Raw genomic sequence first — 26549 nt, forward strand, 5'->3', positions numbered from 1 at the left:
CTGTGAAGGAGACGACCAGATGTCCGCTCGCATCGATTACCCCCTGTTTAACGATCTGCTGCCCGGCGTGCAAGAGGCCCTGGTGGCCGCCGGCGCCGCCCTCAAGCAGGCGGGGCTTGACCCCGCCCTCGGCGAGCTGGTGAAGCTGCGCGCCTCCCAGCTCAACGGTTGCAGCTTCTGCCTGCAATACCACCTCAATCTGGCGCGCCGGGTCGGGGTATCCCAGGCCAAGCTCGATCTGCTGGCCGCCTGGCACGACGCCACCTGTTTTAGCGACGCCGAGCGGGCTGCCCTGGCCTGGGCCGAGTGGCTCACCCGGCTGCCCCAGCCGGCGCAGCCGGACGAGGTGTACCGAGCGCTGGCACGCCATTTCGATGCCAGCGCCATCGCCGCCCTGTCGGTGGCGATCGCCACCATCAACGCCTGGAACCGGCTCGGGGTCGGGCTTGGCTTCGTGCCGCCCGCCCCGCAGTAACGACTGACGAGGGCGGCATGGGCCGCCCCGATGATGAAGAGGAGAGTCGGTATGTCGGTGATCACACCGGTAGAGGCCCAGCTGGCGGCCTATAACGCCCGCGATCTGGAGGCCTTCGTGGCCTGTTTTGCCGAGGAGTTCAAGGCGTACCGCATGCCGGCCGAGCAGCCCTCGATGGTGGGGCGGGCGGCGCTGCGCGCCTTCTACGCCGAGCATCGCTTCAACAACCCGGCGCTGCATGCCGAGCTGCTCGGGCGTACCGTGCTTGGCAACAAGGTATTCGATCACGAGCGGATCCACGGCCTGGCGCCGGACCCCGTCGAGAGCGTGGCGGTGTTCGAGGTGCGCGATGGGCTCATCACCACCGCCTGGTTCTACTTCGAGTAAGGGGCGCCGGGTGGCGCGTGGCCAACGTCGAGATCACGGGTCGTCTTTCGCCCACCCCGGTCACTGACCCCGCCTCGGCGGGGTCTCTGCCTTGACCACCCGGTTTGGGGTTATCAGAGCTCGTCGGCCAGGGTTTCGAGGGCCGGATCGAGGTGAAGGAGCATGCAGATCTCGCAATCTCCGTGCCCCGTGTGGCCGAGGGGGCCGGGCAGGTGTTCGAAACCCAGGCTCTCGTAGAGGGCGGTCGCCTCGCGCAGATTGGCTGTGGTCTCCAGGTAACAGCGGCGGTAGCCCATCTGCCGTGCCCGGGCGAGGGCTTGCAGCACCAGCCGCTTGCCCAGCCCCAGCCCACGCAGTGCCGGCAGGAAGTACATCTTCTGTAGTTCGCAGGTCTCTTGGTCACCCCCAGACAGGGGCGCTATGCCGCCCCCGCCCAGCACCTGGCCATCCGGCCCTTCGATTATCCAATAGCTCCGCCCGACCCCTTGATAGACCTCGTAGAGACGATCGAGATCCGGATCCGCGACGCCATAGCCCTTGTCGGCGGTGAGCCCGTACTCGGCCGAGACGGCGCGGATCACGGTGGCGATGGCGCGGTTGTCCTCCACCTCGATGGGACGGATCCAGTATCCCTGTTGGCGCCGGGCACGGGAGAGGGCGCTGCGATAGAGCTGGGTGCCTCGCCACAGGATGTCGCGCTCCTCTCCGGTCAGCTGTGCCAGGGCCGAGTCCATCTGGGCATCCATTTCGGCGTGCAAGCCGACCAACTCAGCGCGTCCCCGCTCGGTCAGGGTCGCGTGCTTGCTGCGCCCGTCACTGGGATGCTCCTGCCAGACGATGAGGCCGCGCTCGGCCAGACGAGCCAGGGGACGGCTGGTGTTGGACTTGTCGATGCGAAGGCGGTCGGCCAGTTGCTGGTTGGTGGCGGGGGCCCGCTCGAGCTCGATCAGCAGGTGTGCCTCGACCGGGCTCAGGGTGAGGGAGCCGCACTGCTGGGAGAGGAGACCCAGCTCGCGGATCAGCTCCCGGGAGAGGGCGCGCAAGGAACGGCTGTCCATGAAGTGTCCTTTCGTTGTGATGTGCAACAGAATATAGGGTTGAACGTTGCGCATCGCAAGCAGACCGACAAAAAAAGCGGGCCAATTGGGCCCGCTTAGTCGTAGCTTGGGATCAGACGAGTTGCGGTAGCAGCGCCTCGCTGTAGGGAACCAGCTCGGCACCGCTGCGTACCCGCTGCACATAGTCGGGGTTGGCGATAAGGGGGCGGCCGATGGCCACCAGATCGAAGCGGCCGCTGCTTACCGCCTCGTCGGCACTCTCCGGGGTCAGTTGACCCACGCCCACCAGGGTGCCGCGGTAGTGGGCACGGATGTAGTCGCTGGCGCGTCCGTCCAGATAGTCGAAGGTGAGGGCGTCATCGAAGATCCCCACGTGCAGGTAGGCCAGGGTGCGGTTGTCCAACTCGCCCAGCAGGTGATCGAACACGGCGCGATCGCGCGGGTCACCCTTGAGGTGTACATAGGCGCCCGGGGAGAGACGCAGGCCGGTGCGCTCGCCGCCGATGCGAGCGGCAATGGCGTCGACCACCTCCAGGGCGAAGCGGGCCATGTTGGCCGGGCTGCCGCCGTAGTTGTCTTCGCGCCGGTTGGTGTCGTGGTGCAGGAACTGGTCGATCAGGTAGCCGTTGGCCCCGTGGATCTCGACCCCGTCGAAGCCGGCGTCGATGGCGTTGGCGGCGGCCTGGGCATAGTCGCGAACCAGCTGCTCAATCTCGGGCACCGTCAGGGCGCGCGGCACCTGATAGGTGAGCTCGCGCATACGCGGCACTGTGCCCTCATGGGCCAGGGCAGAGGGCGCCAATACCTCGGCTTGATGGAAGAAGGGGTGGGAGAGACGACCCACGTGCCACAGCTGGGCGAAGATCTTGCCGCCGCCGGCGTGCACCGCGTCGGTCACCTTGCGCCAACCCTGGATCTGCTCCGGGGTGAAGAGGCCAGGGGTGTTGGGGTAACCCTGACCGTCCGGGCGGATGATCACCGCCTCGGTGACGATCAGGCCCAGATCGGCGCGGCGGCCATAGTAGGCGGCCATCTGCTCGGTCGGCACCAGGCCGGGGCCGGCCATGCAGCGGGTCAGGGGGGCCATGACGAAACGGTTGGCCAGGGTCAGGGTATCGTTGAGCTTGAACGGGGTGAAGAGAGTGCTGGTCATGATAAACTCCGGCGGCTATTCTTGAATGTGCATTCAAAATCTTTTTGCGCTCGGATGCAACTCTTTTTTGAATGATCATTCAAGAGCAATTGGCCGATGGGGCCGTCTGGGGTAGACTGCCCGCCTTTTTCATCAGGGGGAGAGCCCATGCGCAGTGCCGAATATGACCGGGAGCAGGTCCTCACCAACGCCATGGAGGTGTTTCGTAATAAGGGGTATGCCAAGGCCACCATGCAGGAGTTGGTGGCGGCGACCGGGCTCCATCCTGGCAGCCTCTATGGTGCCTTTGGTAACAAGCGGGGTCTGCTGCTGGCCGCGGTCGATCACTATGTGGACAGTCGCCGCCTGCAGCGTCGCGAGCTGATGGCCGCAGGCTCCCCCCTGGCGGGGATCCGTGCCTACCTGATCCATCTGGCGAACGAACTGACCCAGTGCACCTGCCTGGTGACGCGCACCGTGATGGAGCTGGATCAGGATGACGAGGTGCGTGAGCGGCTAGCCAGGGTCTATCAGGATCTGGAGGCCGATCTGGCCGGTGCGGTGCACGCGGCCATCGAGCAGGGGCAGTTGCCCCCGGCCGAGGTCGCCACCCTCTCGGCCTACCTGCTGGTGGGGGTGCAGGGGCTGGTCACCTTTGCCCAGTGTCGGCGCGATCCGGCCCTCTCGATGGCGGTGGTCGAGCAGCTATTGGCCGGGCTCGCCGCCCGCTGAGGGCCCCGGTCTGCGCGCTTTGCCATGGGGGGCGCGCAGGCTCAGGAGTCGACCAGTCCCTTCATCAGGGCGCGCAGCCAGACCAGGCCGGGCTGCTGCCCCTGGGCCGGGTGCCAGACGCAGTTGAGGTGGTAGCCCGGCACATCGCCGGGCAGTGCCAGGCGGCGCAAGGGCCAGTGGCTGGCCAGCAGATCCGCCACCTTGCTCGGCAGTACCAGCAGGTGATCGGTCTGGCAGACGATGGCCGCCGCCGACATGTAACTCTGGCTGTTGACCGAGGTGCGCCGCGACAGCCCCTGGCTCTCGAGCCAGCGATCCAGGCTGGTCTCCGAGGTGCCGAGCGGCGAGTGGAACACGTGGGCCATGCCGATGAGCTGCTCCAGCTCGAGCCGCTCGCCTACCCCCTCCAGATCGGCGCGCACCAACCCGGCCAGCGGCTCGGTGAGCCAGGTCTCCTTGCCCAGATACCCCGGCACCTGCATGTACTCGTCAAACCCCAGCACCAGATCGATCTCCCCCGAGGCGAGCTCCGCCTCCGGCAACTTGTCGCGCAGAATGCGGATCTCGATGCTCACCCCGGGCGCGAGATCCTTGAGCCGCTGGATGAGCGGCGGAACCAGCACGCACTCCACATAATCCGTGGTGCACAGCACGAAGCGGCGGTGCGAGGTCTGCGGGTCGAACTGCTCCTCGTCGGTGAGCTGCTGCTCCAGCAGGCGCAGGGCCTGACGCACGCCGCTGTGCAGGCGCTGGGCGCGCGGGGTCGGCACCATGCCCTGCGGGGTGCGCACCAGCAAGGGGTCAGCGAAGGCGCCGCGCAGCCGGGCCAGGGCGTGGCTCATGGCCGGTTGACTGATGTAGAGGGACTCGGCGGCCCGGGTGACGCTGCCCTGTGTCATCAGGGCGTCAAGGGCGAGCAGCAGATTGAGGTCGAGCTGGTGCAGTTTCATCGCTGTTATTTGCCTTATTTATGGGGCAATCTATCGTATTCATTTGTTGTATGAAGGTGCAACTTCTTACACTGTGCTGTGCCCTCTTTCTGGCCGCCCCATCACGGCGGCGTGACCGATGACCAGTCGGTGGGCCAAGGCCCGCCCGTTTCCCTCTTACCGGCCGTGTGATGGCCCGCCATCACGCCGCCCGCAAGGATATTGCGATGAGCATCAAGACCATCAACTCCACCCCGGCCGCCGACGGCTTCACCATGCCCGCCGAGTGGGCGCACCAGCAAGCCGTCTGGATGATCTGGCCGTTCCGTCCGGACAACTGGCGTGAGGCCGGTCGCTTCGCGCAAGCCACCTTCGCCAGGGTCGCCGACGCCATCGGTGGGGCCACCCCGGTCTTCATGGGGGTGCCGGCCCAGTTTATGGCGCAGGCCCGCGCCATCATGCCCGCCCACGTCACCCTGGTCGAGATGAACAGCGATGACTGCTGGGCCCGCGATACTGGCCCCACTATTGTCACCAACGCCGCCGGCGAGTGCCGTGGGGTGGATTGGGGCTTCAACGCCTGGGGCGGCCACAAGGGCGGCCTCTACTACCCGTGGGATCAAGACGAGAAAGTGGCAGCCCAGATGCTGGGACAGCACGGCATGGATCGCTACGACGCGCCGCTGATCCTGGAGGGGGGCTCCATCCACGTCGACGGCGAAGGCACCTGCATGACCACCGCCGAGTGCCTGCTCAACGAGAACCGCAACCCGGATCTCACCAAGGAGCAGATCGAAGCGCACCTGCGTGACTATCTCGGTGTCACCAGCTTCATCTGGCTGGACGAGGGTGTCTACATGGACGAAACCGACGGCCACATCGACAACATGTGCTGCTTCGTGCGTCCGGGTGAAGTGGCCCTGCACTGGACTGACGACCAGAATGATCCCCAGTACGCCCGCTCCGTGGCCGCCCTCAAGGTGCTCGAGGCCGCCGTGGACGCCAAGGGTCGCAAGCTAAAAATCTGGAAGCTGCCCCAGCCGGGCCCGCTCTACTGCACCCAGGAAGAGTCTGCCGGCGTCGAGAGCGGCACCGGTGTACCGCGTGAGGCCGAAGGGCGCTTGGCCGGCTCCTACGTGAACTTCCTCATCACCAACGATCGCATCGTCTACCCGCTGCTGGATGCCGCCACCGACGGGCAGGCCCAGCGCATTCTGGAAGAGATCTTCCCGGATCACAAAGTGGTCGGCGTGCCGGCCCGCGAGATCCTGCTGGGCGGTGGCAATATTCACTGCATCACCCAGCAAATCCCTTCTGGTCAGTAAGCTGGCCGAAGAATGTAGACATTCAAAACCCCACGCCGTGGGGTTTTATCGCTTGATGATGTGATGGTCGCAGGCCGCTGATGCGGCGATCATCATGACAAACTGTCACCCTTTTACAGGAGATCCCCAATGATCCCGAAAATGGTAGATGTCACCGAGGTTTCCATTGCCGAGCTGCGTGCCGCGCTCGAAGCAGGCCGCACCACGGCGGTCGAACTGGTCAAGGCCTATCTGGCCCGGATCGAGGCCTATGATGGTCCCGAGACACAGACCCGCCTCAACGCCGTCGTGGTACGTAACCCCGATGCCCTGAAAGAGGCGCAAGCGTCTGATGAGCGCCGCGCCCGTGGCGAGACCCTGGGGCCGCTCGACGGCATCCCCTACACCGCCAAAGACAGCTATCTGGTCAAGGGGCTGACCGCCGCCTCCGGCAGCCCGGCGTTTAAAGATCTGGTGGCCCAGCGCGACGCCTTCACCATAGAGCGGCTGCGCGCCGCCGGCGCCATCTGCCTGGGCAAAACCAATATGCCGCCCATGGCCAATGGCGGCATGCAGCGCGGCGTCTATGGCCGTGCCGAGAGTCCCTACAACGCCGACTACCTGACCGCGCCGTTTGCCTCCGGCTCCTCCAACGGTGCCGGTACCGCCACCGCCGCCAGCTTCTGCGCCTTTGGTCTGGCCGAAGAGACCTGGTCGAGTGGCCGAGGTCCTGCGTCGAACAACGGCCTGTGCGCCTACACCCCGTCCCGTGGCGTCATCTCGGTGCGCGGCAACTGGCCGCTGACCCCGACCATGGATGTGGTGGTGCCTTATGCCCGTACCATGGCCGATCTGCTGGAAGTGCTCGATGTAGTGGTGGCTGACGATAGCGATCCCCGTGGCGATCTGTGGCGCATGCAGCCCTGGGTGCAGCTGCCCAAGGCCTCCGAGGTGCGCCCGGCCTCCTACCTGGAGCTGGCTGCCAAGGCCGATGCCCTCAAGGGCAAGCGCCTCGGCGTGCCGCGCATGTTTATCAACAAGGATGAACTGGCCGGCACCAGCGACAACCCCGGTATCGGCGGCCCGACCGGTCAGCGCATCCATACCCGCGACTCCGTGATTGCGCTGTGGGAGCAGGCCCGTCAGGCACTGGAAGCCGCTGGCGCCGAAGTCATCGAAGTGGACTTCCCGCTGGTCTCCAACTGCGAAGGGGACAGACCCGGCGCGCCTACCGTGTTCAATCGCGGCATCGTGACCCCGGAGTTTCTCAACGACGAGCTGTGGGAGCTCTCCGGCTGGGCGTTCGACGACTTCCTGCGTGCCAACGGCGATCCCAAGTTGAATAAATTGGCCGATGTCGATGGGCCCCAGATCTTCCCCCACGATCCGGGCACCCTGCCAAACCGCGAGGGGGACCTGGCGGCGGGCATGGACGAGTACGTCAACATGGCCAAGCGCGGCCTCAAGCGTTTCGATGAGATTGCTTCTGTGCCGGACGGCCTGCGTGGGCTGGAGCAGACCCGCAAGCTGGATCTGGAAGACTGGATGGACGGGCTCAAGCTCGACGCCGTGCTGTTCCCCACCGTCGCCGACGTCGCCCCGGCTGACGCGGACGTGAACCCGGCCTCCGCCGATATCGCCTGGAGCAACGGCATCTGGGTTGCCAACGGCAACCTCGCCATTCGCCACCTCGGCGTGCCGACCGTCACCGTCCCCATGGGGGTGATGGCCGATATCGGCATGCCGGTGGGCCTGACCTTCGCCGGTCGCGCCTATGACGACAACAAGCTGCTGCGCTTCGCCTCGGCCTTCGAGTCCACCGGTAGCAGGCGAATGGTGCCGCCGCGCACCCCGCCGTTGGGGTGAAGAAGATCTTCGTTATGAATGCAATAAGGCTCCTGATGGGAGCCTTATATGCATGGAGATGGTATTCACCTGACAGTTGCCCACAAAAGGGAGTGGTCATACGGCTTCAAACCGGATAACAAAACGGTACCCCTACCGTGTTATCCGGAGTTACCGTAGACCGGCAACGAGAAAGTAGCACGTCGTAAACTCAGCCTGCTAGAGCTCGCCAAAGAGCTCAATAACGTCAGCAAAGCTTGCAAGCTCATCGGCTACAGCCGCCAGCAGTTCTACGAGATTCGCCGTAACTACCAGACCTATGTGGCTACAGCCGCCACGCCTGGGGGCGGCTCTACACCAGCAAGCTGCCGGTGACCTCGGTCCATGTGCTCAATGAAACAGTGTTGCCGTTCTTCGAGGCTCACGAGGCACGGGTCTATACCATCTTGTCGGACAATGGGTGCGAGTTCTGCGGGCGCCCTGACCATCATCCCTACGAGCTGTTCCTGCAACTGGAGGGGACTGAGCACCGGACCACCAAGGTACGCAGGCCACAGAGCAACGGCTTTATCGAGCGGCTGCATCGAACCTTGTTGGATGAACACTTCCGTATCAAAGGGAGGACAACCTGGTATGAGTCGGTGGAGCAGATGCAGACAGACCTGGACAGCTATCTGGAGCACTACAACAACCAGCGACCGCATCAGGGCAGGATGATGGAGGGTCAAACCCCCTACAACATGTTCAAGAAGGGTCTGAAATTGATACCGAAGGAAGTGCGCACTAAAGTAGCGTAAACAAGACACCGGTTTGAGGCCGGTGTCAGGTGATAACTAGATCTGTACAATCTGATCATAAAGCCGGGATTTCCCGGCTTTATTTAGTCAAGGTGTACTGCCAGCTCTACTAAATTCTTATACGTTGCTAAACGTCGTTCTAACTGTGACAACTCTTTTTCGGCCAAAAGCGAATTTTCCTCCACTGTCAATTTTCTCATACGATTAGAACAATCTCTCGTTAACGAAATAAATCGATAGGAATATCCACCATCAGAAATAGAATTCAACATGCTATCATACGACATAGCCAAGATAATTCTCAAAGACACTAGGAACTCCCCATCTTTAAATGGGTTTAGATATCGTTCATTAGCATCTTCGAAATAATGACCTATCGTGCTACCTGGCTTTATAAAGCATGGGAAGTGTTGTTCCCCATACTCATTGACCAGAACATTGAAACCTTTTAGCTTAGGATGACTATCTGTCGCCGGCATTTTTCCATCCGCTACAGCCCGATAATCTTCATAACTTCTTTCGCACAGGGAAAATAAATAAACAAGAAAAACTAGGTTCAATCTACCGCCATTGTAATTCAGGATTGATGCAATAGTTCTGTCAAGCACTTGCTCTGTTTTTCGCAAGTTTAAAGAGAAGTGATCACAGATAGCACTCAAAATATTGATTAGCACTTGGCTATCAACAACCTCTGGCCACACATTAATATTTTCATAATGCAATGCTTTATCTGAAATTGCCTGCTGAATAAACTCTCGCCGAGAGATACTGCCTAACGTAAATCGTCTATGAAAAAATCGTCCAAGATAGCTCTCCGCATCAAAGCCTTCACCATAAATTACCTTGATAGCATGCTGAAGTTGTTCGGTATCCGTTGCGAGCACAAACACCACACCAGAGATATCGAAGATATGCTTGATGGTTTCCAGCATTTCTACCGCATAGGAGGGACGACAGCGATCCAGCTCATCAATCAAAATAAAGGCGGGATAATCCAAACGACCTTGGTCATCCAATTGATCCAAGTTAGCAGAAACAGCCGCCTCAACCCATTGCCGGATCTCTTTTTTAAGATACTGGATAGATTCATAACGCTCTCTATGATTACTACAGAGCGTATCAACTAACTTATCTGCATCTTCACCTTCCAAAGAGAAATCACCATCCTCCAGCCCAGCCTTTTTAATGGCTGACTTGATCACCAATTTTCCGCCGACCTTAAGCAACCCCAATAGCCTGGACTTGATGCCATCAGGTACGGCAACATTATTTCCGGTGGCGTCTCTTAATTGATCAATAATCGACGAGATCACCGTCAACAAGGGATCATCGGAAAAGTCCTGCTGCCAGGCGTCGATATAAACGGTGGGATAGCACTCTTTAAGCTCCATATACCAGCGCTTGATAAACCAGGTCTTGCCTGCACCCCATTCGGCATTAAGGTTCAGCACATAGTTGCGCTGCTTGCCCTCTGCCGCCAGATAGTTGCTCAAAAACTCGGCATAGCGGGCGCGGTCCAGCCTGTCACCTGCCAAATCCTCCACCACTCCGTCGATGGCTCCCGGACCAGCCCATGGAAGTGGCTCACTCCAATCAAATGCTGCAACCGTCATAGTGTTTTCCTGTTCCGATACTGAGCAGGATATTACCAGAGTGAGATCCGAAAGAGTTTGATGAACATAGGAATTGGCGCCATATCACCCCGAGGCAATATGGGAGATTCTGGGACACCCACCATTTTGACAGGGGCGTAGTGGTCTGCTTGGCTTAACCGAAAGCGCAGAGGGAACTTGCCATGACCATCGCCCGTTCACGTCAAATCAGTCTACAGGATACGCCCTACTACCATGTGGTCAGCCGCTGCGTGCGGCGGGCATTTCTGTGCGGGGAAGATGTCCACTCGGGCCAGAGTTACGAGCATCGGACAGATTCTGGGACACCCACCATTTTGACAGGGACGTAGTGGTCTGCTTGGCTTGAAGCCTCACTGCCGAGGAACTTGCCATGACCATGAAGATTCTGGGACACCCACCATTTTGACAGGGGCGTCGCGGTCTGCTTGGCTTAACCGAAAGCGCAGAGGGAACTTGCCATGACCATCGCCCGTTCACGTCAGGGGAGATTCTGGGAGATTCTGGGACACCCACCATTTTGACAGGGGCGTAGGGAGATTCTGGGACACCCACCTTTTTGACAGCGGCGTAGCGCTCTGCTTGGCTTAACCGAAAGCGCAGAGGGAACTTGCCATGACCATCGCCCGTTCACGTCAGATCAGTCTGCAGGATACGCCCTACTACCATGTGGTGAGTCGCTGCGTGCGGCGGGCCTTCCTGTGTGGGAAAGATGCCCACTCGGGCCAGAGTTACGAGCATCGCCGTCAGTGGGTGGTCGACCGGCTGGGCCAGTTGTCGCGGATCTTTGCCATCGGCATCTGCGCCTATGCGGTGATGAGTAACCATTATCACCTGGTGCTGAGAGTGGATGCCGAGCAGGCCCAGGGCTGGAGCGAGCGGGAGGTGGCCGAGCGCTGGTCCGGGCTGTTTCAGTGGCCGCTGCTGGTGCGGCGCTGGTATCAGGGGGATACCCTGATTGAGCCAGAGCTCTCGGTGGTGCAAGGGCTGATAGCGGAGTGGCGCGGACGGCTCTACTCCATCAGCTGGTTCGTGCGCCTGCTCAATGAAGGACTAGCCCGTCAGGCCAATCAGGAAGACAGCTGCAAGGGCCATTTCTGGGAGGGGCGCTTCAAGAGTCAGGCCCTGCTGACAGAGTCGGCGCTGCTCGCCTGCATGGCCTATGTGGAGCTCAATCCTATCCGCGCCAAACTTGCCGACCGGCCCGAAGAGAGTGACTACACCAGCATCAGTCAGCGTCTGGGAAGAGCCCAAACCACCGAGCTACCGCCCCTGCTGCTCCCGTTTGCCAAGAAGGGTGAATCCAAGTCACTGCCCTACACCTTCACCGACTATCTGGCGCTGGTTGACTGGACTGGCCGCGCCATTCGCGACGACAAGCGGGGCCATATCCCAGCGGCGCTTTCCCCCATCTTGCAACGGTTGCAACTCGACGCTGACGACTGGCTCAAGCAGGTGAGGCTGTTCAAACGAAGTGGCATTCGGGCCATCGGTCACGGCATAGCGCGAGAGCGTTACGCCCACCACTGCGGGCAGCAACGGTGTCATCAACCCACCCACTGATTTCACTTCAACGCCACCTGCAACTAGGTATGCCCGTGACACCTGCGTCATTGGCTGGCCGTTATCTGGCTCTTCTTTCGGCACCTTCCATTTCTCGCCCTGAAATGGTGACTATTCCGGCTGTATCCTGCTGAAACCACACCGTCAGCCGATTAGCCCGGTCTTCATTACAGCGATAGGTAAAAAGATGGGTGTCCCAAAAAAGAGGGGCGACGAGGTAAAAAAGGTGTGTCCCAAATAGAGAGACCAAAGCGCCAGTAAAAAAACGCCCGATTGGGCGTTTTTTTTATGGCGTCGCGGAGGGGGTTAGCGCCGCCCTTTGCTGCCTTTATTGCCCCCCAGGGCTTGGCGTCTGGCTTTCTGCTTCTGGGCTCCCTTGCTATTGCGGCTCGGGGTGGGGATATCGCGGGTCAGATCCGGCTCAAAGCCCGGGAACCACTGCTGGGGCAGCCGGGTGTCGAGCACCGCCTCGACTTTTTCCATGAGCGGCGTGTCTTCCGGGCTGAACAGGGTAATGGCGAGCCCCTTGTTGCCGGCGCGGCCGGTGCGGCCGATGCGGTGCACATAGTCCTCGGCGATAAAGGGAAACTCCATGTTGATCACATAGTTGAGATCGCTGATATCGAGCCCGCGCGCCGCCACGTCGGTGGCCACCAGAGCTTGCAGGGTTCCGGCGCGAAACTCGATCAACACCTTCTCCCGCGCCCCTTGCGTCAGGTCCCCGTGAAAGGCCAGCGCATTGATGCCGCCCTGGGTGAGCCGCTGGGCCAGCTTGTCGGCCCCTTGGCGGGTGCGGCAAAAAATCAGCGCCGGCGCCCACTCCTTGACCTTGATAAGGTGCTGCACCAGCTCCACCTTGCGATCGCTGTCCACCGCATAGACCCGCTGCTCCACCTCGGCCGCCGTGGTGTTGCGCGGTGCCACCTCAATCAGCTCGGGGTCCTGCAGCAAGACCTTGCTCAAGGCAAACAGGTTGTCATCACAGGTGGCCGAGAAGAGCAGGGTCTGGCGGGCCGCAGGCAGGTGTTTCAGCAGCGCGGTGATCTCGTCCATAAACCCCATGTCGAGCATGCGGTCGGCTTCGTCAAACACCAGATGGGTCACCGCCGACAGGCTCACCGCCCCGTGGCGCAGGTGATCGAGCAACCGGCCCGGGGTGGCGATCAGAATATCCGCGCCCGTTTTGAGGGCCTCCACCTGAGCGGCGATGCTGACCCCGCCGTAGACCAGCGTGCTGGTGAGCGTTGTGCCCTTGGCGTAACGCACGACGCTCTCTTGCACCTGCACCGCCAGCTCGCGGGTCGGCACCAGCACCAGGGCGCGTACCGGGCGGGTCTCGCTAGCGGGTGTCTGCTGTAGCCGTTCGATCAGCGGCAGCACGAAGGCGGCGGTCTTGCCGGTGCCGGTCTGGGCTCCGGCCAGTAGATCGCGCCCGGCCAGGATGAGGGGGATGGCGCGCTCCTGGATCGGGGTCGGCGTGTGATAGCCAAGCTCGCAGAGGGTCTGTTGCAGGTGGAGAGAGAGGCCGAGTTCGGCAAAGGGGGTGGACATGGGGGCTCCTTCGGTTAGGGGCGGCCAGTGATGAATGGCCGCCATGGTAACAGAAGCGTGCGGCCCCTAGTCCAGGTGTTTGGTGAAGCGGCGCGAGGCGGTCAGCAGGCCGAGGGCGGTAAAGCCGAGCAGCCACAGGGCGTCGCGGCCGAGCTCGCTCACCTCGGCGCCGCGTAGCACTATGGCCCGCACCATCCGCATGAAGTGGGTGGCGGGCAGGGCCTCGGCGATCCACTGGGCCGCCACCGGCATTGCCTCGTAGGGGAACATAAAGCCCGAGAGCAGGATGGAGGGGAGCAGGATAAAGACCGTCATCTGCATCGCCTGCAACTGGGTCTGTGCCAGGGTGGAGATGACCAGCCCCAGGGTCAGGCTGGCGCAGATAAAGAGCAGCGAGGCCAGCGCCAGGGAGTCGAGGCCGCCGCGCACCGGCACCGCAAACAGCAGGTGGCCGGCCCCGAGAATGATGGCCACCTGGATAAAGCCCACCAGCACGTAGGGGACTATCTTGCCCAGCATCAGCTCCAGGGGGCGTACCGGTGTGGTGATGAGAAACTCCATGTTGCCGTGCTCGCGCTCGCGCACTATGGCGGCCGAGGTGAACAGCACCATGGTCATGGTGAGGATCACCCCGAGCAGGCCGGGCACTATGTTGACCACGGTGCGCTGCTCCGGGTTGAAGTACTGCACCACCTCCAGTGTCGGCTCTGCCTCGGCCACAGGGCGGCCCAACACCTCGTCGATGGGCATCTTGCGCAGGGTGCGGATGGTTGAGGCGACGACCGTGTCCGACCCATCCACCAGCCACTGGCCGAGAGGGGCGGGCGTGACGTGCCCCCCGCTCTCGGGCCGGCGCATCAGGCGGGAGGCAAAGTCCGGTGGCAGGTAGAGCACCCCCTTGACCTCGCCCCGGGTGATGGCCGTCTCGGCCTCGGCGGCGCTGGCATAGGTGCGGGTGAAGCGCACCACCTGGCTCGCCTCGATGGCCTGCACCAGGGCGCGCCCCTGGGAGGATCCGCTGAGATCCACCAGCCCCGCCGGGAGCTGGCGCACGTCGGTGTTGATGGCGTAACCAAACAGCATCAGCTGCACCAGGGGGATCATGACGATCATGGCGAAGGTCATGCGATCCCGGGCGAGCTGCTGAAACTCCTTGATGATGATCGCCAGCATCCTAAGCCCCATGGTGACCCCCTCTCTCCCCGGTGCAGGTGACAAACACATCCTCCAGGCTGGGGCGCACCTCGGCCAGTGGCCGCCCCTCTACCCGACCGGCCAGCCAGCCCAGAGGGTCGGGGAGATCGCTGCGTACCAGCACCCTTAGCCGGCTTCCTATCTGGGCGGCGCTCAGCACCTCGGGGGCCTGGGTCAGGCGTTGACGCAGGGGGCGCAGGGCCTCACCCGCCACCTCGATGACCCGGGCCCCCATGGCCGCCATCAGCGCCTGAGGGGCGCCGTCGGCCCGCTTGACGCCGCGCTCCAGTATGGCCAGGGCATGGCAGCGCTCCGCCTCGTCCATGTAGTGGGTCGAGACCAGTATGGTGGTGCCGGCGGCGCAGAGATCGAACAGCCGCTCCCAGAACTCCCGGCGATTCTCGGGATCGACCGCCGAGGTGGGCTCGTCGAGAAAGAGCAGCTCGGGCCTGTGCAGGGTGGCGGCCGCCAGGGCCAGGCGCTGCTTCTGGCCACCGCTCATGGAGCCCGCCATCTGGCGCTCTCGTCCGCCGAGCTCATAGAGGGCGATCAGCTCGGCGATCCGCGCTTTCGCCTCGCGCCCGCCTAGGCCGTGAATGCGGGCCACGAAGCCCAGATTCTCGGCCACCGTCAGGTTCTCGTAGAGGGAGAACTTCTGGGTCATGTAACCGATGCGTCGGCGCAAGGGCTCCTCGGCGCCGGGCAGGGATTCTCCCAGTACCCGGATCTCGCCGCTGGTGGGGCGCAGCAGGCCGGTCAACATGCGGATGGAGGTAGACTTGCCGCAGCCGTTGGGGCCGAGAAAGCCATAGATGGCGCCGCGGGGGATGGCGAGGCTCAAACAGTCCACCGCCTTGAGATCCCCGAAGCTGCGGCTCATGCCCCGGGTCTCGATGGCCAGCTCGCTCATGGGGTCGGCTCCTCGAGTATCACCTCCAGGGCCAGGCCGGCGGGAAGGTCTGCCCCCCCTTCGATGTCGATGTCGGTCAGGTACATCAGGCGAGCGCGATCGCGCTCGTTGAGAGCGTAGTAGGGGGTGAAGGCGGGTTCGCTGCGGATGGTGCGCACCCGGCCCGACATGAGATCGGCGCGTCCATCCACCCGGATCTGCACCCGGCTGCCGGGGGCGAGCCGGGTCAGGTAGGGGGCTGGCAGATAGACCCGCACATAGGGGGCATCCTCGGCCAGCAGACCGACGAGCTGGCTGCCGGCGGCCACCCTGTCTCCCACCCGCCAGGGCAGCAGCTCGACCCGGGCGTCCCGGGCCGCGCTCAGGGTGAGATCGGCGAGCGCCTTGCGCGCCTGGGTCAGGGCCGCCCCGGCGGCGGCCACGGCGGCGCGCGCCTGATCGATCTGCTCGCTGCGGGTGCCGTTTTCGAGCTCGTTCAGGCTCTGGGCCGCCTGCTCACGGCTGGCTCTTGCCCCATCGCGGGCGGCGCGGGCGGCATCGAAGTCGGCGACGGTGAGCACCTGGGTCTTGAGCAGCCGCTCGGTGCGGCCATAGTGCAGCTCGGCTTCGCGAAGGGCCGCCTCGGCGCCATCCAGGGCGGCGCGGGCACGGCCCAATGCTTCGCTGCGGGCGCCCTTGAGCAGCTCGGCCAGCCTGGCTTCGGCCTGAGCCAGCTCGGCCTGGCGGCGATCGACCTCGGCCCGGGCCGAGCGCGAGTCCAGGGTGAGCAGCACCTGCCCCGCCTTGACTCTGTCCCCCTCCCGCACCGGCTGGGTGGCGATCTGCTCGCCGACCGGAGCGGTCAGGGTGAGGCGATCCCGCTCCACAGTGCCATAGATATGCGGCGCGGGGCTGTCGCAGCCGGCGAGCAGGGCGAGCAGCAGCAGGGAAACGGCTCTCATGGGTGGCTCCTTGTGGCGGCGGGGGCGCACAGCCCCTCGGTCAGCAGTCGGGTGTTGTGTTCGATGAGGGGGCGCATCCCCTCCGGGGTGAGCGAGAGGCCAAAGCGGGCCATCAGCACGGGGGGAGCGATGAGGGGGAAGACCATCAGGCTGACCAGGCTCAGGCGCGCCAGCTCGGGGTCCGTCCCGCTCTCGAGGCGAGCCCCGAGCAGGCGGTCGAAGCCTTGATGAGAGTGCTCGATGATCTCGTCAAAGACGCTCAGCATGGCCCTGTGTGCCTCACCGCCCGGGGTCTCTTGCAGGACGCGCACCACCAGGCGTGGCAGGCCGGGGTGGGGCAGCATGATGTCGTAGTAGAGGGCCATGAAGCCGGCCAGATCGGAGGGGGTTTCCTCTCGGGAGAGCTGGCGCAGGCGTTGCACCACAGGGGAGAGGGTCTCACGCACCATCTGTTCAAACAGGCCCCCCTTGCTACCGAAGTAGTAGCGGATCAGGGCGGCATCGACGCCCGCCTCCCGGGCCAGGGCGCGGGTCGATACCTGGCGGTAATCCTGACGGCTAAACAGGTTCAGGGCCGCCTGAATGAGGCGCTCACGTGCGTCTGACTCTCCCTTCGGCCGTCCCGGTGTGCTCTGCATGGGGCTCTCCATTAACTCCTCGCTTGATGAAGATGCTAATGAAGGGGAGGGGTAAAAGACACGGTTTTTATTCCCGCTTTTGGCGCAAATGGGGAATAAGGGCCGGCCCTGGCGGCCGGCCCAGGGCTCAGTTAAACAGCCCCTTGAGCAGCTTGTCGGCGGCGTCCTTGATGGCCGGATCGCCCTTGTCTCCCATCAACTTGTTGAGTCCGCGCTCGGCCTCCTTGCGCGCCTTCTCCTCCAGCAGTTTGTTGTTTTGCAGCAGCGCCTTGAGATCGAGGGCGTAGCTGGGCTGACTCCAGGTGCCGGCGATACGCACCGGTATGGTCACATCCGCGAGCTCGTCCAGGTCGCGCCCCCCCTGTCCCTTGCTGGTGCCGACCACTGAGGTGTTGAAGAGGAAATCGAGCCCCTCGCTCACCAGATCGGTCTCACCGCTGCCGTGCACCCGCAGAGCCGGTGCGAAGAGCTGGATGTCGTTGCTGCGTGCTTTGCCGCCCCCGAGCCGGGCGCTGGCGGTGAGGGCGCTGAAGTCGGTCTTGCGCTCCTCCTTCACATATTCGGCGCGTTGGCCCTTGAGGGTCGCCTTGGCCTCGCGGATCATCTCGGGCAGGTTGACCCCGTGCAGGGCACCATCCTCCACCTTGAGGTGAGCCTGCCCCGCGATGCCGCGGCGCAAGGCGGCCTGGGAGAGACCATGCCCCTGCACCGCCAGGCTCAGGCTGGTGCGCCCCGACAGCAGATCGCTCTGGGCCAGTCGTTGCAGCAGGGGGCGGATCTGCAGATCCTGCCCCTGGGCATTGAGGCGATAGGCGGCGGGCACCTGGCGGGCGTCGAGCTGGCCGCTGGCACTCAGGCTCCCCTGATCGAAGCCGCTCTTAAAGCTCTTGAGGGTGAGCAGCCCCTTGTCCAGCGTCAGGGCGATCTCGGGCTGGGTCAGGGTGAGACCAGAGTGGCTGAGCCCCTCGAGCCTCAGGTGCCCGTCGAGATTGAGCGCCTTGAGGGCCGAGAGATCCGGCTCATCCTGAGCCAGTGTGGGTGGCTGCGCGCCCAGCGGGGCCTTGCCTGCCGTGCTCTCCTGGGCCGCCGGTGGGGCATGGGTGAGCCACTCATCGAGATTGACGGCTCCCCCTTCCAGGTTGAAGCGCAGCAGCGGGGTCGCTAACAGGGTGAGTGAGGCCTCTCCCCCCAGCGTCAGGTCGCCACTCTGTGCCTTGAGGGCGGTGAGCGTGAGCAGATGCGCCGTGCTGTCCAGGGCGAGATCGCCGCCGAGATCCAGTGTCAGAGGGGAGCGGGGGAGCCCGGCGCCCTCCAGCGTTGCGGTCAGTTGGCTCTGGGCGAGGCGCAGTCGCTGCAGCCCGCTATCCGCCGAGAGGGTGGTGGTCAGCCGCAGGTCAGCCTGGCGAACCCCGTCCCCCCCTTGAGGGTCAGGGTCAGGGGAGAGGGGGTGGTCAGAGCGAGACTCTCGGCGTCGAGGGTGAATGCCTCAATCTTGAGCGGGCCGCGATTCAGACTCCCCTCCACCGAGAGGCGGCGCAGCGCCGTGTCGGCGAGCGCGTGGCCGGGGCGAAGCTCGCTCTGGCCGGTGAGGCGATACTGCCCCTCCTGCTCCTTGGCAAAGAGCCGCCAGGTGAGGGGCATCCACCCCTCGCCATCGGCACCGCCCAGGGTGAGGTCGAGCTCATCGATGGCGAGGCGGCGACCGCTGCGCTGATCGATGAGCAGGGCGCTGGCCTGCTCAAGGGCGATGCCGCCGAGCTGGATCTGCCAGCGGGTGGCACCGTCGTCGGTACCTGCCTTGGTCTGACTGATGCCTGCATCCGTCGGGGGCACCGGGTCTTCTGCGGGGGGGCTCTGGGTCATCCCCTCCAGATTGTTGCGACCGTCCTTGCGGGTCTCCAGTAACAGGTGAGCCCCTTGCAGGCTGATTTCGCCTATCTCGAGCCGGCGTGATAACAAGGGGAGCAGGGCGACCGAGGCGCTGGCGTGCTCGAGGCGGATGAGATCCGGCTCGGAAAATCCGGTCGGATTGCTCAAGGCGACCCGCTCCAGTGTGAGTCCGAGGCTGGGCCAGAAGCGCCAACCAATAGCGCCCTCCAGCCTGAGTTCACGCCCTGTGCTCTGACGAACCTTGTCGATCAACAGGGGTTTGAACTGTTCTGTGTCTATGGTGGCAAGCAGAGCGCCGCCGGCCAGCAGGGCGAGCAGCAGGCTGAGGGGCAGGATGAGCAGCTTCTTCATGACTGGCTCCATGGTCTGGGTATCGTTCAGACTATAACATGGCTGAGGGAGGCGCTTGGGCCACCCGGTTGCCCCTGCGATCGATGCTGACGGGGGCTGCCGGTCGCAGGGGTGCCATGTTAGGCTCTGGAGTCAGTTGGAGAGTGAAAGGAGAGGTGAGGATGCGTATCAGCCTGTTGGTGGTGTCGGCCCTGCTGGTCGGTTGTAGTCCGGCCACGGATCGTGAGGCGGACATGGCGCGCCTGTTGGAGATCTGTCAGCAGCAGGCCCTGCCCAATACCCTGGCGGCGGGCGAGAAGAGCGACCCGGAGCGGCTTGCCGACGAGCGTGAACGGATCGAGGCCCGCTTCGCCGATGAAGACAACCGGGCCTGGCTCGAGACTCAGCACAGGGACAGCGAGCTGGAGCAGACCTGCCTCGAAGAGACCCTGATGCGGTTGGAAAAGTAAAGAAAGAGCCCGCCAGTGGCGGGCTCAGGGCTCAGGCAAAGATCAGGGTACACAGGGCGATGATCATCACCAGGGCCCCGCTGGTGGTCAGGGTGGCCAGCTTCAATTCGGTACTCATCGACGGCTCCTTCTTAAATGAGTCATATGGACCTCGTCAATCTAGCGCATTTTCCCCTATGCCTCTGTGAGCTGGCGCCAATCCTCGATCTTGGATCCATCTTCAGTGATGAATTTGCCAGAGGATCTCCTGAAACAGCGCCCCCGAGGCGACCATCACAATGGCTGGTAGCAGCCACCCCAGCAGGGATATCTGCTTGCCCCTGGCCCTGGGAAGCGCTCGCTCGGGGCGGGGGCCTGCGGCCTGTTTGATTCGGCGTTCGAAGCGTTCCAGACGCAGCAGCAGATCTTCTTCATGGCTCATGATCTCTTCCCCCCTCGTTCTTTCTACTGGGCTAATGCAAGGGGTTTGCCAGAAACGGAAAGCGCGTGGTGACGCCTTCTGGGCGAAGAAGAGCCGCGCGTTCTATGCAAATTGCAAAGCAGCCGGGGAGTCTTGTTGAAAAATGAGAGCTCAGTGGAGCTGTCGCGCTATGCTGGGCTCATGCCACTGACAGGAGAGAGAGATGCGAGCCTTGGTGACCGGTTGTGGTCGACGATTGGGATTCTATCTTTGCCAGCGACTGCTCGAGGCCGGCTGGCAGGTGGTGGGCAGCTATCGCAGCGAGCGGCCCGAGCTGGCGCTGCTGCGAGAGGCGGGGGCCGAGCTGTGGCTGGCTGACTTCACCCGTCTGGAGGAGGTTGAGCAGTTGGCGCAGGCGGTCGCACCGGCTGGGCTGGACCTGCTCATTCACAATGCCTCCGGCTTCGAGAACGGGTCGCCGGATCCGGCCGAAGAGGCGCGCCAGTTCGAGCGTTTCTTCCGGGTGCACATGCAGGCCCCCCATCTGCTCAACCGCCTGCTGGGCGAGTCCCTGGCCAGGAGTGGGCGCGGGCTCATCGTCCACATCACCGACATCTATATCCACTCCCCGCCCCCCGAGCTGGCCGCCTATGTGGCGACCAAGGCGGGGGCCCACGCCATTGCCATGAGTGCCGCCCGTGAGCTGGCCCCCGGGGTGCGGGTCAATACCATAGAGCCGGGACCCATCCTGTTTCTCGACGAGCATGGGGAAGCATGGCGGCAGGAGGTGCTGTCACGCACCCCCCTCGCCAAAGAGGGGGGGCTGGCCCCCATCTGGCAGGCCATAGAGATGCTGATCACCAACGACTACATGACGGGTGCCAGCCTGAGGGTGGACGGGGGGCGCGCTCTGGCCCGGATCTAGTGAAGGGGGTGTGCCAACTGGCAGGGGCGCATGCCGATTTGCATCCCCAGAGTGGAGAGCGAGATCTTGCCCGGGGGATCCACCGCCTCGCCACACAGTTCGGCCAGCAAGGCTTCCAGGTAGCTGTCGACCCGGGCGGCGCTGAAGTCGCCATGGGGGTGGCTGGCCAGGATGTCGATATCGAGGGGACGGTCTTTGACCTTGCAGAGGGGATCGCTGCGATCCCGCCCGTGTGCCTGCTCCATCGCCACGAACCGCCCCTTGAGCTCGTGGTTGGAGAGGGGGCTCTCCACCACGAACAGGCAGTTGAGAAAGTCGTGGCGGCTGGTGATCCCCACCGGCGTGGTCTGGATCACCGAGCTCAGCGAAAGCTGTCCAAACTGGGTGACCAGCTCATCGATGGCCAGGCTGACGTGGTGATGGGGCTCCATATTGGAGCCAATGCTGCACAGGTAGTACATGCCTCCTCCTTGGCATAGTGGCCGGGATGAATCCCGGCCTTCGAGGAGAGGCTAGCGCATCGTGTGAGCGATTGCTCGTTTTACCTCAACACGCCTGGGCGGTACTGAGCGGTTCGGCGCGCAGGAAGTAGTGGCGGTTGGGGGCCTGAGCGAGGACGCCCTCGCCCAGTAGCTGGGCAAACAGGCGATCGACCTCTTCCATCGGCAGGCCTAGGTGAGCGGAGACCTGACGCTTGCTCGGGCGCAGGCTGCCCTCCATCAGGGCCGAGCGCAGGGCGGCCAGATGGGGAGAGGCGGGCTCAGGGGGTGTTCTGCCGTCGCTCTGAGGCGTGGTTTGGCCGCGGGAAAAGGTGCGCCGAAAGCGTTGTTCCTCGCCGATCAGCCCGACGAAGAAGGCGCCGAAGACGTCGAGCAGTATCGAGAGGAAGCAGACCAGCAGGAACTGCACCTGCCCCACCGCCAGCCCCATCCCCTCCGACAGGCTCTGGATCAGCCCCATCATGGCCGACTGGCGGTCGGTGGGGATCTGGTCGCGCTCCTGGCGCAAGGCATCCTGCTGCAGGCGCAACCGGCTGTTCTCCTGTTGCAGCCGGCTCACCCCGCTCGAGATGCGCTGCATGTCGATGTACTTCTTGGCGGCCTCTTCGTTGAGGCGGATCTGCCGCTCTATGCTGGCGATCTGCTGGTCGAAACGGGCCAGCTCACGCTGATGGCGCGCCTCCTGACTCATCAGGGTGTTGGTCGCGCTGTTGATGCCGCCTATGCTTCCCCCGACCGAGATGGCCGCCAGGATGGCGTAGAAGATCAGGGCCCAGGCCGAGCCGCTCACGTCGCGGCGGGCACGGCGTTCACCGTACTCATACCAGACATAGAACTTGCCCAGTTCGAAGATGATGGCGAGCCCTCCAAACAGCATCTGCATCACCGGCTCCTCGTGGAGCGAGAGAAAGAGCAGCAGGGAGAAGACGATGGAGGCGGCGATGGCGGCACCGGTGAAGCTGTAGACGGTGGCCAGGGCGAACCAGCCCTTGGGATAGCGGATGAACGGCTCGGTAGTCATGGGACGGTATCGGGATGGAGAAAGGGGGCGATTATAGTGGCGTCAGGCGGCGAGAGAAGGGGGAGTGGCGCCAAGCGCCGACTATTTGATCAGCCTCGGGGGGATCGTTGCTTTTGTGGTCGCAGGGGCTATCCTGTCACCCCTCGATTGTGCGGAGGCTGGCTCGAACATGTTCAAGGTGGGTAACAAGTTTCAACCCCGCTCCCTGTTAACCCTGGTGTTGACCGGTTATCTGCTGGTGCTGTTGCCGCTGATCCTGATGATCTGGCACGACTACAACACCCTGACGCGGATCAGTCAGCGGGTGGAAGAGGGGTCGGTCCGCATGGTGCAGGATACCCGGCGCGCGATCCGCCTGACCGCCCTGAGCGAGGAGCTCGAGCGTACCCTGCGCCGCTTCGCGGTGCTCGAGGATGAGAGCCTGCTCGGCCGCTATCGGGAACAGCTGACGACCTATCTTGCCCTGTTTGACGAGCACAAGGCAGGGGTGCCGGCCCCCGAGGCGTACCGCGAGCTGGACGCGGATCTCGCCTGGCTGCAGCAGCTGGAAGGGCTCGAGCAGGCCAGGGAGCATGCCGACAGCCCGCGTTTTCTCGAGTTGCATCGCCACCATGAGGCACTGGAGGAGGCGACCAATGCCTGGGTCGATACCATGGTCAATGACGCCAAGGCGCGCATCACCCGGCTGCAACGGGAGCTGTGGTGGGTCTCCGGGGTGGTGGGGGTGCTCACCCTGCTGGCGGCGCTGCTGTTTACCTATCTCATCATCCACCCCATGCGTCAGCTGGAGAGCCGTATCCTGAGCCTGGGCGCCGGCATCGAGCCGGAGCGTACCCCGGTGGAAGGGCCCGCCGAGCTGGTGCTGCTCGGCGAGCGGCTGACCTGGTTGCACGACAAGTTGCAGGAGCTGGAGCAGCAGAAGTACCGCTTCCTGCGCCACGTCTCCCACGAACTCAAGACCCCCCTGGCCTGTCTGAGAGAGGGGGCCGATCTCCTCGGCGAGGGGGTGGTGGGTCCGCTCACCGGGGATCAGAAAGAGGTCTGTGGCCTGCTCTCGGACAATAGTCGTCGCCTGCAGAGCCTGATCGAGCGGCTGCTCGACTTTAACCGCTTGAGCCAGCAGGAGTCGTTTACCCTGAGCACTCTGCCCCTGGCCCCGATCATGGCCTCCTTGCTCGACACCTATCGGCTGCCCCTCGAAAGCAAGCGGATGCGGGTCGAGCTGCCCCCCCTCTCGCTCTGCGTGCGGGGAGAGCCCTATCGCCTCGGCCTCATCCTCGATAATCTCTTCTCCAATGCGGTGAGTTACGGGCGCGATGGGGGAACCATCTGGCTGCGTGCCCGTCAGGAGGGCGAGCGGGTGGTGATCGACGTCGCCAATCAGGGGACTCCTATCGATGAGCAGGAGCGGGCTCGCATCTTCGAGCCCTTCGAGCAGGGTTCGTCGCGGCGCCACGGGCTGCTCAAGGGGTCGGGGATCGGCCTCTCCATCGCCCTGGAGTCGGCCCGCAGCCTGGGGGGAGAGCTCACCATAGTGGAGGATGAGATGGCCGATGTTTGTTTTCGTTTGACCCTGGATGCGTGACAAGAACATGAGATACGCGATCGTTTTATGTGCCATGGCGATGGGGGGCTGCTCCATGCTGGGCAGCGTCAATACCGAGCCCACTCCGGCCGTGATGGCCCAGCGCCAGGCCGATTCGCTCCATCAGCTGCAGCTGCGGATGCAGTACAGCAACTGGCTGCTGGGCAGCCATCCCCAGCAGCGGGAGCAGGAGCGCCGGCGCCTGCGAGGGCAGGGCTCTCTGGCCAACCGGCTCAATCTGGCCATGGTCAACAGCCATCCCGATGAGCCGCTGGCCCGCCGCAATGAGGCGCTGGCCACCATGGAGCGACTGCTGCCCGAGACCGGGCTCGACGAGCAGGCCTACCTGCGTACCTGGCTGCTGCTCTCGCGCAGCCGTCCCGAGGAGGCGGGGCAGGAGGCCGAGGTCGCCCGGCTCAAGTCCAGGGTCCGGGCCCTGGAGGAGAAGATCGCCAAGCTGTCGGCCATCGACGAACAGATCAATTCCCGTAAACAGGGAAAGGGGTAAGACCCATGGCAAAGGGACGCATTCTGCTGGTCGACGACGATCAGAGCCTGCTCAAGCTGCTCACCCTGCGTCTGCGCGGTGAGGGCTATGAGGTCATTGCCGCCGAGAGCGGGGAGCAAGCCATCATGGCCCTGCGCCAGCAGAGGCCGGATCTGGTGCTCACCGATCTGCGCATGGAGGGGATGGACGGTCTGAGCCTGTTTGAACGCATCCAGGGGGAGTGGCTGGGGATGCCGGTCATCATCATGACGGCCCATGGCACCATCCCGGACGCCATCACGGCGACCCGCTCCGGCGTGTTTAGCTTCCTCACCAAGCCCATCGACAAGCAGATGCTGCTGCAAACCCTGGAGCAGGCGCTCAGCATCACGGCGCCCGTGGTGGTCGACGAGCTGGAGAGCCAGTTCCCGACCCGCAGCTCGCGCATGCAGCAGAGCCTGCAACAGGCGCGCAGCGTGGCGGCGATGGAGGTGAACGTCCTCATCACCGGTCCCTCGGGCTGTGGCAAGAGCCGGCTCGCCGAGGCGCTGCATCGGGGGAGCCCGCGTCGCGCGCATCCCTTCCTGGCCATCAACTGCGCCGCCACCCCGTTCGCCGAGCTGGAAGAGGCGCTGTTTGGTCACCCAGGGGCGCCCGGCCTCTTCGAGCAGGCCCAGGGCGGCACCCTCTGTCTCGACGAGATCGGCGATCTCTCCGCCTCGTTGCAGGCCAAGTTGCTGCGGGTGATGGGGGAGCCGGGTGCGGCGGACCGGGTGCGGGTCATCGGCACCACCCACAGGGATCTGGTCAAGGGGATGGAGGAGGGGACCTTTCGCGAGGATCTCTACTACCGCCTCAACGTCGCCAATGTCACGCTCCCCCCGCTCGAGGAGCGCAGCGAGGATATCCCCCTGTTGGCGCGGCTGGCGCTTGATCGGGTGCGGCTGCGTCAGGAGGGGGTGGCCGTCGGCTTTGCCCCCGAGGCGCTGGCCCTGCTGGCCAAGGCCTCCTGGCCGGGTAACGTGCGCCAGCTCTGCAACCTGGTGGAGCGGCTCGCCGCCCTCTGCCCGAGCCCGGTGATCGGGGCCGCCATGGTGGAGTCGGCCCTGTCCGGCGCCGAGGTGGCCGTCCCCTCGTTCAATGACGCCAGGGCAGAGTTCGAGAAGGAGTATCTGATCCGGCTGCTGCGGATCACCGAGGGGAACGTGACCCTGGCCGCCAGCATGGCCGAGCGCAATCGCACCGACTTCTACAAGCTGCTCAGTCGCCACAACATAGAGGCGGCCCACTTCAAGCCGAAGGGGTAGCAAACGATGAGGGGTGACCTTGGTCACCCCTCTTTCATTGCCCCTCAGGCGGCGTCCGGCAGCGCCTCGCGCGGCTGGGTGCGGCGATGCAGCCAGAGGCCAGAGGCCTTCATAGCCCAGCCAAACAGGGCACCGATCACCAGAGAGGGGAGCACCAGTTGCCACTGACCGGCGGCGCCGAAGGTGGCACAGCAGCCGGCGAAGGTGCCGGGGATATAAGAGAGCCACTGCTGGCGTCCCTGTACACACATCAGGGTGGCGACGATGCCGGTCATCAGGTAGCCGGCGGCGCCGTTGCCCCACCAGTCGCCGCCGTGGATCAGCAGCAGGGCCCAGAGCATGCCGCTGGTGTTGCACAGCAGGGTCTTGAGCAGCGCCTTGTAGCCCCCTTCCGAGGCGAAGTAGCTGGTGCAGCCGAGGAAGCCGACCCAGGAGAGCAGGCCGAGCAGGGTGGCCAACCATCCCCAAATAGCAGAGAGCAGGCCCGTCGTGAGGGCGATCGCGATAAGCGGTGACACGAGATTGACTCCGTCCGATGCGAAAAGGA

25 protein-coding genes and 3 pseudogenes are annotated in these 26549 nt (G+C 63.8%); 13 read left to right on the top strand and 15 right to left on the bottom strand.

What is annotated here, in order from left to right:
• Positions 1-19 precede the first annotated feature (19 nt).
• The gene (locus tag BN1121_RS05830) at positions 20-475 is read left to right on the top strand and encodes a carboxymuconolactone decarboxylase family protein (RefSeq protein ID WP_005352805.1); all 456 of its coding nucleotides are present in this window, start codon (positions 20-22) and stop codon (positions 473-475) included.
• A 51-nt stretch (positions 476-526) separates the two neighbouring features.
• Positions 527-862 (top strand): nuclear transport factor 2 family protein, encoded by a 336-nt coding sequence (locus BN1121_RS05835; protein ID WP_005352802.1) that lies wholly within the window; start codon positions 527-529, stop codon positions 860-862.
• A 113-nt stretch (positions 863-975) separates the two neighbouring features.
• Here the strand turns inward: BN1121_RS05835 and BN1121_RS19235 are convergent, their stop codons facing one another.
• Both BN1121_RS19235 and BN1121_RS05845 read right to left on the bottom strand, forming a co-directional pair.
• Positions 976-1920, bottom strand: a complete 945-nt coding sequence (locus BN1121_RS19235) for a bifunctional helix-turn-helix transcriptional regulator/GNAT family N-acetyltransferase (RefSeq protein WP_005352800.1) — start codon at positions 1918-1920, stop codon at positions 976-978.
• Between the two features lie 112 nt (positions 1921-2032).
• Positions 2033-3073: an alkene reductase gene (locus tag BN1121_RS05845; protein WP_005352799.1), complete on the bottom strand. Its 1041-nt coding sequence runs from the start codon at positions 3071-3073 to the stop codon at positions 2033-2035.
• 147 nt (positions 3074-3220) lie between these two features.
• On the opposite strand from BN1121_RS05845, the gene BN1121_RS05850 reads away from it, so the two are divergent.
• Positions 3221-3784 carry a TetR/AcrR family transcriptional regulator gene (locus BN1121_RS05850; RefSeq protein ID WP_005352796.1) on the top strand — a complete coding sequence of 188 codons (564 nt, stop codon included), beginning with the start codon at positions 3221-3223 and terminating at the stop codon, positions 3782-3784.
• Between the two features lie 41 nt (positions 3785-3825).
• Here BN1121_RS05850 and BN1121_RS05855 read toward each other — a convergent pair whose 3' ends face one another.
• Positions 3826-4734 (bottom strand): LysR family transcriptional regulator, encoded by a 909-nt coding sequence (locus tag BN1121_RS05855; protein ID WP_005352793.1) that lies wholly within the window; start codon positions 4732-4734, stop codon positions 3826-3828.
• A gap of 206 nt (positions 4735-4940) precedes the next feature.
• Here BN1121_RS05855 and aguA point away from each other — a divergent pair, with 206 nt between their 5' ends.
• From aguA to BN1121_RS05870, 3 genes and pseudogenes are all read left to right on the top strand, one after another.
• Entirely contained in the window at positions 4941-6038 is a 1098-nt protein-coding gene (gene aguA, locus BN1121_RS05860; protein ID WP_005352791.1) for an agmatine deiminase, read from the top strand.
• 141 nt (positions 6039-6179) lie between these two features.
• A complete protein-coding gene (locus BN1121_RS05865; RefSeq protein ID WP_005352788.1) occupies positions 6180-7883 on the top strand; it encodes an amidase in 1704 nt (567 codons plus the stop codon).
• A 195-nt stretch (positions 7884-8078) separates the two neighbouring features.
• Positions 8079-8659, top strand: a pseudogene (locus BN1121_RS05870) (integrase core domain-containing protein).
• A gap of 83 nt (positions 8660-8742) precedes the next feature.
• On the opposite strand, the gene BN1121_RS05875 reads toward BN1121_RS05870, so the two are convergent.
• Positions 8743-10272, bottom strand: coding sequence for a KAP family P-loop NTPase fold protein (locus BN1121_RS05875; protein WP_005352783.1), 1530 nt, complete (start codon positions 10270-10272; stop codon positions 8743-8745).
• 182 nt (positions 10273-10454) lie between these two features.
• Here BN1121_RS05875 and BN1121_RS20150 point away from each other — a divergent pair.
• Positions 10455-10583: pseudogene (locus tag BN1121_RS20150) on the top strand (alpha-amylase family glycosyl hydrolase); the annotation flags it as partial.
• 322 nt (positions 10584-10905) lie between these two features.
• A complete protein-coding gene (locus BN1121_RS05880) occupies positions 10906-11853 on the top strand; it encodes a transposase (protein ID WP_005358774.1) in 948 nt (315 codons plus the stop codon).
• A 306-nt stretch (positions 11854-12159) separates the two neighbouring features.
• On the opposite strand, the gene BN1121_RS05885 is transcribed toward BN1121_RS05880, so the two are convergent.
• The 6 genes and pseudogenes from BN1121_RS05885 to BN1121_RS20360 all read right to left on the bottom strand — a co-directional run bounded on the left by BN1121_RS05885 (position 12160) and on the right by BN1121_RS20360 (position 19328).
• On the bottom strand, positions 12160-13404 hold the full coding sequence (locus BN1121_RS05885) for a DEAD/DEAH box helicase (protein WP_005358777.1): 1245 nt from the start codon (positions 13402-13404) through the stop codon (positions 12160-12162).
• A gap of 66 nt (positions 13405-13470) precedes the next feature.
• Positions 13471-14589, bottom strand: a complete 1119-nt coding sequence (locus BN1121_RS05890) for an ABC transporter permease (protein ID WP_005358779.1) — start codon at positions 14587-14589, stop codon at positions 13471-13473.
• Entirely contained in the window at positions 14579-15508 is a 930-nt protein-coding gene (locus BN1121_RS05895) for an ABC transporter ATP-binding protein (RefSeq protein WP_005358782.1), read from the bottom strand. The genes BN1121_RS05890 and BN1121_RS05895 overlap by 11 nt, the downstream gene beginning before the upstream one ends.
• Complete coding sequence (locus tag BN1121_RS05900; protein WP_005358785.1) at positions 15505-16449, bottom strand: HlyD family secretion protein; 945 nt, start codon at positions 16447-16449, stop codon at positions 15505-15507. The genes BN1121_RS05895 and BN1121_RS05900 overlap by 4 nt, the downstream gene beginning before the upstream one ends.
• Positions 16446-17087, bottom strand: a complete 642-nt coding sequence (locus BN1121_RS05905) for a TetR/AcrR family transcriptional regulator (RefSeq protein WP_197065744.1) — start codon at positions 17085-17087, stop codon at positions 16446-16448. The genes BN1121_RS05900 and BN1121_RS05905 overlap by 4 nt, the downstream gene beginning before the upstream one ends.
• A 127-nt stretch (positions 17088-17214) precedes the next feature.
• Positions 17215-19328 (bottom strand): annotated as a pseudogene (locus BN1121_RS20360) (AsmA family protein).
• Between the two features lie 161 nt (positions 19329-19489).
• On the opposite strand from BN1121_RS20360, the gene BN1121_RS05915 reads away from it, so the two are divergent.
• Positions 19490-19777, top strand: a complete 288-nt coding sequence (locus BN1121_RS05915) for a hypothetical protein (protein WP_005358794.1) — start codon at positions 19490-19492, stop codon at positions 19775-19777.
• 31 nt (positions 19778-19808) lie between these two features.
• Here BN1121_RS05915 and cydH read toward each other — a convergent pair whose 3' ends face one another.
• Positions 19809-19895 carry a cytochrome bd-I oxidase subunit CydH gene (gene cydH, locus BN1121_RS20330; RefSeq protein ID WP_152424726.1) on the bottom strand — a complete coding sequence of 29 codons (87 nt, stop codon included), beginning with the start codon at positions 19893-19895 and terminating at the stop codon, positions 19809-19811.
• Between the two features lie 102 nt (positions 19896-19997).
• Positions 19998-20198, bottom strand: coding sequence for a hypothetical protein (locus BN1121_RS05920; RefSeq protein WP_005358796.1), 201 nt, complete (start codon positions 20196-20198; stop codon positions 19998-20000).
• A 202-nt stretch (positions 20199-20400) separates the two neighbouring features.
• On the opposite strand from BN1121_RS05920, the gene BN1121_RS05925 reads away from it, so the two are divergent.
• Positions 20401-21102 carry an SDR family NAD(P)-dependent oxidoreductase gene (locus BN1121_RS05925; protein ID WP_005358801.1) on the top strand — a complete coding sequence of 234 codons (702 nt, stop codon included), beginning with the start codon at positions 20401-20403 and terminating at the stop codon, positions 21100-21102.
• Here BN1121_RS05925 and BN1121_RS05930 read toward each other — a convergent pair.
• Positions 21099-21563, bottom strand: a complete 465-nt coding sequence (locus tag BN1121_RS05930; RefSeq protein ID WP_005358804.1) for a 2-amino-4-hydroxy-6-hydroxymethyldihydropteridine diphosphokinase — start codon at positions 21561-21563, stop codon at positions 21099-21101. The two genes, BN1121_RS05925 and BN1121_RS05930, sit on opposite strands and share 4 nt — an antisense overlap.
• A gap of 85 nt (positions 21564-21648) precedes the next feature.
• Complete coding sequence (locus tag BN1121_RS05935) at positions 21649-22623, bottom strand: hypothetical protein (protein ID WP_005358807.1); 975 nt, start codon at positions 22621-22623, stop codon at positions 21649-21651.
• 169 nt (positions 22624-22792) lie between these two features.
• Between BN1121_RS05935 and BN1121_RS05940 the strand changes: the two genes are divergently transcribed.
• The 3 genes from BN1121_RS05940 to BN1121_RS05950 are packed head-to-tail and all read left to right on the top strand — an operon-like array spanning position 22793 to position 26002.
• Positions 22793-24208: a sensor histidine kinase gene (locus BN1121_RS05940; RefSeq protein WP_005358810.1), complete on the top strand. Its 1416-nt coding sequence runs from the start codon at positions 22793-22795 to the stop codon at positions 24206-24208.
• A gap of 7 nt (positions 24209-24215) precedes the next feature.
• A complete protein-coding gene (locus BN1121_RS05945; protein ID WP_043597487.1) occupies positions 24216-24716 on the top strand; it encodes a hypothetical protein in 501 nt (166 codons plus the stop codon).
• Between the two features lie 5 nt (positions 24717-24721).
• Positions 24722-26002, top strand: coding sequence for a sigma 54-interacting transcriptional regulator (locus BN1121_RS05950; RefSeq protein ID WP_005358815.1), 1281 nt, complete (start codon positions 24722-24724; stop codon positions 26000-26002).
• A gap of 44 nt (positions 26003-26046) precedes the next feature.
• Here the strand turns inward: BN1121_RS05950 and BN1121_RS05955 are convergent, their stop codons facing one another.
• Positions 26047-26520 carry a DUF1097 domain-containing protein gene (locus BN1121_RS05955; protein ID WP_005358819.1) on the bottom strand — a complete coding sequence of 158 codons (474 nt, stop codon included), beginning with the start codon at positions 26518-26520 and terminating at the stop codon, positions 26047-26049.
• Between the last annotated feature and the right edge of the window lie 29 nt (positions 26521-26549).

This window comes from Aeromonas diversa CDC 2478-85 (assembly GCF_000819805.1).
Lineage (GTDB): Bacteria > Pseudomonadota > Gammaproteobacteria > Enterobacterales > Aeromonadaceae > Aeromonas > Aeromonas diversa.